The sequence below is a fragment of the Mycobacterium sp. TH-M15 genome (genome assembly GCF_057473705.1).
Map to the genome: position 1 here is coordinate 1 of NZ_JBYCLB010000631.1, position 6,680 is coordinate 6,680.

At 74.1% G+C, this 6,680-nt stretch carries 4 protein-coding genes; 2 read left to right on the top strand and 2 right to left on the bottom strand.

Annotated features, from left to right (window positions below; translation table 11 throughout):
• On the bottom strand, positions 1 to 351 hold a 351-nt coding region (locus AC2VNT_RS15410; protein ID WP_486947685.1), incomplete at its 3' end, for a hypothetical protein.
• 275 nt (positions 352 to 626) lie between these two features.
• On the opposite strand from AC2VNT_RS15410, the gene AC2VNT_RS15415 reads away from it, so the two are divergent.
• Entirely contained in the window at positions 627 to 5,243 is a 4,617-nt protein-coding gene (locus AC2VNT_RS15415; protein ID WP_486947686.1) for an ATP-dependent helicase, read from the top strand.
• 27 nt (positions 5,244 to 5,270) lie between these two features.
• Complete coding sequence (locus AC2VNT_RS15420) at positions 5,271 to 5,603, top strand: hypothetical protein (RefSeq protein ID WP_486947687.1); 333 nt, start codon at positions 5,271 to 5,273, stop codon at positions 5,601 to 5,603.
• A gap of 104 nt (positions 5,604 to 5,707) precedes the next feature.
• On the opposite strand, the gene AC2VNT_RS15425 is transcribed toward AC2VNT_RS15420, so the two are convergent.
• Positions 5,708 to 6,532, bottom strand: a complete 825-nt coding sequence (locus AC2VNT_RS15425; RefSeq protein WP_486947688.1) for an SDR family oxidoreductase — start codon at positions 6,530 to 6,532, stop codon at positions 5,708 to 5,710.
• Positions 6,533 to 6,680: the final 148 nt, after the last annotated feature.

The window sequence follows — 6,680 nt, forward strand, 5'->3', positions numbered from 1 at the left end:
GATGATCGGCGGACCGCTGGTCATCAGCATCACCATCATCATCGTCAGCAGGAACCAGCCGGCCCCGTGCCATCCCCACCAGATGCCGCCGACCTGCCACACCCGGTAGGTGCGGACGAACGCACGAAGGCCGCCGACCAGCAGGATCGCCGGCCCGGCGAAGGAGAGCGCCATCCGGTACGGCGGTGCGCAAGCCGCCGTACCGACCGTCGATCGGTCGCAGTTGTGCGCCCAGACCGCAACCAGCGTCATCACCAACACCGCGACGACGGTGACCACGCCGGCGAACCGCGCGGCCGCACCGACCTCACGACCGCCGCGGCCCGGCCGACCGCCGTCCGACTCCGTCATGCTGCCGTTATGCCGCCTTCCCTGTCCGGTGCCGCGCGATTCGCCGGTTGGGCGCCGCACGAACCGGATTCGATCCGGAGCGTCGCCTACCCCGGTGAGATCGAACTGTATCGCCTGGACCCGCCGCTGTCCGGGCACCGGGTGGCGGCGGCGCACTGCTCGCGGGTGGGCGGCAGAACGCCCGGGCCGGATGGGCGCCAACAACACCGACCCGGGCGCTGGAGGAGACCGGATACCGAGTGCACCGCTGAGCCCGGGTTGGCACGATGGATCAGGTGAGCAGCAGCCGGGCCGATCCGCTGGCGGCTTTCGGTGCGTTGACCCGGGACTGGTTCGCCGGCACCTTCCAGACGCCGACGCCGGCGCAGACACAGGCCTGGCCGGTGATCGCCGGCGGCGGCAACGCCCTGGTGATCGCGCCCACCGGATCCGGCAAGACGCTGGCGGCGTTCCTGTGGGCGATCGACAGCCTCACCGCCCACCCGGACCGGCCACCCGGAACCCGGGTGCTCTACGTCTCCCCGCTGAAGGCGCTCGCCGTCGACGTCGAACGCAACCTGCGCACCCCGCTGGCCGGGATCACCCGGATCGCCGAACATCATGGCCTGCCGGCTCCGGGGATCACCGTCGGGGTGCGCTCCGGCGACACCTCGCCGGCCCGGCGGCGGCAGCTGATCGCGACGCCGCCCGACATCCTGATCACCACCCCCGAGTCGCTGTTTCTGATGCTGACCTCGGCGGCCCGCGAGACGCTGACCGGCGTGCAGACGGTGATCGTCGACGAGGTGCACGCGGTGGCGGCGACCAAACGCGGCAGCCATCTGGCGCTGTCGCTGGAACGCCTGGACGCCCGGCTGGACCGGCCCGCGCAGCGGATCGGGCTGTCGGCCACGGTGCGGCCGCCCGAGGAGGTGGCCCGATTCCTGTCCGGTCCGGCGCCGACCACCATCGTCGCACCGGTGGCCGCCAAGACCTTCGAGCTGACCGTGCAGGTGCCGGTGCCGGACATGGTCAACCTGGCCGAGGGCACCATCTGGCCGGAGGTGGAGGCCCGCATCGTCGACCTGGTCGAACAGCACGGCTCGTCGATCGTCTTCGCCAACTCGCGCCGGCTGGCCGAGCGGCTGACCGCGCGGCTCAACGAGATTCACGCCGAACGGTGCGGGGTGCAGCTCTCCGCGGAGCCGAACCCGCGGGTCGGCGCCGGGGCGCCCGCGCAGCTGATGGGCAGCGGCCAGAGCTACGGCGTCCCGCCGGTGGCGATCGCAAGCGCCGCGGAGCCGGGCGCTGGGGGCACCTCCCGCTTGCGGGGGACGGGTGGCCACCCACAGGCACCGCTGGCCCGGGCGCACCACGGCTCGGTCTCCAAAGAGACCCGGGCCGCGGTGGAGGACGACCTGAAAAGCGGGCGGCTCAAGGCGGTGGTGGCCACCTCCAGCCTGGAACTCGGCATCGACATGGGCGCCGTCGACCTGGTGATCCAGATCGAGGCGCCGCCGTCGGTGGCCAGCGGGCTGCAGCGCATCGGCCGGGCCGGCCACCGGGTCGGCGAGATCTCCGAGGGGGTGCTGATCCCCAAGCACCGCAGCGACCTGATCGGCTGCGCGGTATCGGCGCAGCGGATGCTGGCCGGGCAGATCGAGACGCTGCAGGTGCCGGCCAACCCGCTGGACATCCTGGCCCAGCACACCGTCGCCGCCGCCGCGCTGGAACCGCTGGACGCCGACGCCTGGTTCGACACCGTGCGGCGCAGCGCCCCGTTCGCCACCCTGCCGCGCAGCGCCTTCGAGGCGACGCTGGATCTGCTCTCCGGCAAGTACCCGTCCACCGAGTTCGCCGAGCTGCGGCCGCGGCTGGTCTACGACCGCGACACCGGCGTGCTCACCGCCCGGCCCGGCGCCCAGCGGCTGGCGGTCACCTCCGGCGGCGCGATCCCGGACCGCGGGCTGTTCGCCGTCTACCTCGCCGGTGACCCGGCGAAGCCGTCGCGGGTCGGTGAGCTCGACGAGGAGATGGTCTACGAGTCGCGGCCCGGCGACGTCATCTCACTGGGCGCCACCAGCTGGCGGATCACCGAGATCACCCACGACCGGGTGCTGGTCGCCCCCGCGCCCGGGCAGCCCGGCCGGCTGCCGTTCTGGCACGGCGACGGGGTCGGGCGCCCCGCCGAGCTGGGCGCGGCGGTCGGCGCGTTCACCGGCGAACTGGCCGGCCTGGACCGCCCTGCATTCGAGAGCCGGTGCGCCGGTTTGGGTTTCGACGGATACGCGACCGACAACCTGTGGTGCCTGGTGGGCGACCAGCGCGCCGCCACCGGCGTCGTCCCCACCGACGCCACGCTGCTGGTGGAGCGGTTCCGTGACGAGCTGGGCGACTGGCGGGTGATCCTGCATTCGCCGTACGGGCTGCGGGTGCACGGCCCGCTGGCGCTGGCGGTGGGCCGGCGGCTGCGGGAACGCTACCGGATCGACGAGAAGCCGACCGCGTCCGACGACGGGATCGTGGTGCGGCTGCCGGACATGGACGTGGGTGCCGACGGGCAGCCGCCCGGGGCCGAGCTGTTCGTCTTCGACGCCGACGAGATCGAGCCGATCGTCACCGCCGAGGTCGGCGGGTCGGCGCTGTTCGCCGCCCGGTTCCGGGAGTGTGCGGCGCGCGCGCTGCTGCTGCCGCGCCGGCAGCCGGGCCGCCGCTCGCCGCTGTGGCAGCAGCGCCAGCGGGCCGCCCAGCTGCTCGACGTGGCCCGCGGATACCCGGATTTCCCGGTGGTGCTGGAGACGGTGCGCGAATGCCTGCAGGACGTCTACGACGTGCCGGCGCTGACCGGGGTGATGTCACGGATCGCCCAGCGGCGGATCCGGGTGGTCGAGGTGGAGACGGCCAGCCCGTCGCCGTTCGCGGCCTCGCTGCTGTTCGGCTACGTCGGGGCGTTCATGTACGAGGGCGACAGCCCGCTGGCCGAACGCCGGGCCGCGGCGCTGGCGGTGGACCCGACCCTGCTCGCCGAGCTACTCGGCCGGGTGGAGCTGCGCGAACTGCTCGACCCGGCCGTCGTCGCAGCGGTCGGCGGCCAGCTGCAGCACCTGACCGCCGAGAAGGCCGCCCACGACGCCGAGGGAGTGGCCGACCTGCTGCGGCTGCTCGGCCCGCTGACCACCGACGAGGTCGCCGCACGGGCGGGCGGTGCGGACGTGGCCGGCTGGCTGGAGGGGCTGCTGGCCGCCAAGCGGGTGCTGACCGTGTCGTTCGCCGGGGCCGCCTGGTGGATCGCGATCGAGGACATCGGCCGGCTGCGCGACGGGGTCGGGGTGGCGGTGCCGGTCGGCACACCGGCCGGCTTCACCGAACCGGTCACCGACCCGCTGGGCGAGCTGCTGGGCCGGTTCGCCCGCACCCACGGACCGTTCGGCACCGCCGCGGCGGCCGCCCGGTTCGGGCTGGGACAGCGGGTCGCCGCCGACGTGCTCGGCCGGCTGGCCGCCGACGGCCGGCTGGTGCGCGGCGAGTTCGCCGATATCCCGGGTGAGCAGTGGTGCGACGCCGACGTGCTGCGCATCCTGCGGCGCCGGTCGCTGGCGGCGCTGCGCGCCCAGGTCGAGCCGGTCTCCACGGCTGCCTACGCGCGGTTCCTGCCCGCCTGGCAGCAGTTCGGCGCCGATTCCGCGGCCGGCCGCGCCGAGGGCACAGACGGGTTGGCCGGCGTCGTCGAGCAGCTGGCCGGTGTCCCGCTGCCGGCGTCCGCCATCGAACCACTGGTGCTGGCCCCGCGGGTGCGCGGCTACTCCCCCGCGCTGCTGGACGAGCTGCTGGCCTCCGGGGAGGTGCTCTGGTCGGGCACCGGCGCGATCTCCGGCAGCGACGGCTGGATCGCCTTCCACCCGGCCGACTCCGCACCGCTCACCCTGCCCGCGGCCGCACCGGTCGACGACGGCCCGGCCCACCGGGCGATCCTGGACGCCCTGGCCGGCGGCGGCGCGTTCTTCTTCCGGCAGCTGGCCGCCGACCCGATCGATGCGGCCGAACTCAAAGCGGCGCTGTGGGATCTGATCTGGGCGGGGAGGGTCACCGGCGACACCTTCGCGCCGGTGCGCGCCGCGCTCGGCGGCCGAACCACCCGCGCCCGCGCCACACCCGCACACCGGCTGGGTCCTGGGGGCCGCCGGCCCCCGAGGCTGAGCCGGTACAGCGTCGCGCACGCCGCCGCCCGGGCCACCGACCCGACCGTGGCCGGCCGCTGGTCGGCGCTGCCCGCGCCGGAGCCGGACTCCACCCTGCGGCTGCACCACCAAGCCGAACTGCTGCTGCACCGGCACGGGGTGCTGACCCGCGGCGGGATCGCCGCCGAGGGGGTGCCGGGCGGCTTCGCCACCCTGTACAAGGTGCTCACCGCGTTCGAGGAGGCGGGCCGGTGCCAGCGCGGCTACTTCGTCGAATCGCTGGGCGGCGCGCAGTTCGCGTTGGCGTCGACGGTCGACCGGCTGCGTGGATACCTCGACGGGGTGGACCCGCAGCGGCCCGACTACCGGGCCGTGGTGCTGGCCGCCACCGATCCGGCGAACCCGTACGGTGCGGCACTGGCATGGCCGGCCGGCGGCGAGAGTTCGGCCCGCCCGGGTCGCAAGGCCGGAGCGCTGGTGGTGCTGGTGGACGGGGCGCTGGCCTGGTTCGTCGAGCGCGGCGGCCGGTCGCTGCTGAGCTTCACCGACGACGCCGAGGCGCATCGGGCCGCCGCGGCCGGCCTGGCCGAGCTGGTGGCCGCCCGCCGGGTCGACGGGATCCTGATCGAGCGGATCGACGGGGTGCCGGTGCTGACGCTGCACGACTCGGCGGTGACGGCGGCGCTGGGCGACGCCGGGTTCTCCCGCACCCCGCGCGGCCTGCGGCTGCGGTGACGAGCTGACCCGCCAAGGGAGGAAGCGGTGGACGACGACGGCGAGGGCGTGCTGCGTGACGTGGTCCGGGTGGCCGAAGCAGCCCTCGGCGACCGGCTGGCCGCGCTCTACCCGCTGGGCAGTCTGGCCCACGGCGGTTTCCGCCCGCTGGTCAGCGACGTCGACGCCGCGATGGTTCTCACCGACCCGCCACGGCCCGACGACGCCGAGCCGGTGCAGGGCGTGGGAGACACCGTCCGCGGCCTCGGGCTGCACCGGCTCTGCCTGGTCGAGCACGGCCGGCTGCAGTCGATGGACGAGCCGGAGCTGGCCGATGGGTTCGGCAGGTGGCGATCCCGGCTGCTCGACGCGGCGGGCTAGTCAGCCGCCGAGCCGGGTCAGGCCGGCCGCACCGTGATCCGGGGGTCCGGTGCCGGGCTGCAGAATCCGCTGGCGGACCGTCATGCCACCATTGTGGTCCCGGCTCAGCGCCGGCCGACGAGCTTGGTCAGGCCGCTCGCCAGCGGCTGCGCCAGCCGCGGCGAGAGCCGGTGCAGCAGATACGGCGCCAACACCTGCCAGCGCGGTGAGACGACGACCGGACGCGGCCGGGCGATCGCGCCGAGCACCGCGGCGGCCACGACGTCCGGCGACGTCCCCCGTTTGGCGTAGAACGCGACCGCCTTCTGCTGGTTCGCCGCCAGCTCGCCGCGCATGATCGAGTCACGCACGATCGAAGTGTCGATGACACCCGGGCAGACCGCGGCCACCCGGACGCCGCGTGACTTCAGTTCGGCGTCGAGGGCCTCGCTCATGCCGACCACGCCGAACTTCGACGCGCAGTACGGCGCCATCCGGGCGGTCGGGAAGAGCCCGGCCACCGAGGCGGTGTTGACGATCGTCGCCGGGCAGCCCTGGGCGAGCATCCGCGGCACAAACGCCTGCACCCCGTAGGCGACGCCGAGCAGGTTCACCCCGATCACCCGCTGCCAGTCCTCCACCGTCGTCGCCTCGATGTTGCCGCCGTGTCCGATGCCGGCGTTGTTGTGCAGGATGTCGACCCGGCCGTGGGCGGCGAACACCGTCTCGGCCAGGGCGGCGAGCTGCTCCGGCTCGGTGACGTCGACGGTGTGGCCGGTAGCGCCGCCGCCGATCTCGCTGGCCACCGCATCGACGGCGTCGGTGTGCAGGTCGGCGACGTGCACCACCGCTCCGTGCCGCGCCAGCAGCCGCGCGGTGGAGCGCCCGATTCCGGAACCTGCTCCGGTGACGACGGCGATCTTTCCGGTCAGGTCGATCTTTCTGGCCATGGCGAACCTTTCGGGACGGGAAACGACATCGGATGCGATCAGATATCCACCCGATCGCCGACCCGGACCGCCGGCGAGTAGCCGAACAACCTCAGCTGCCGCTCGCCGTAGCCGGGGGTGATGAAGAATTCCAATGTGCCCATGCGGA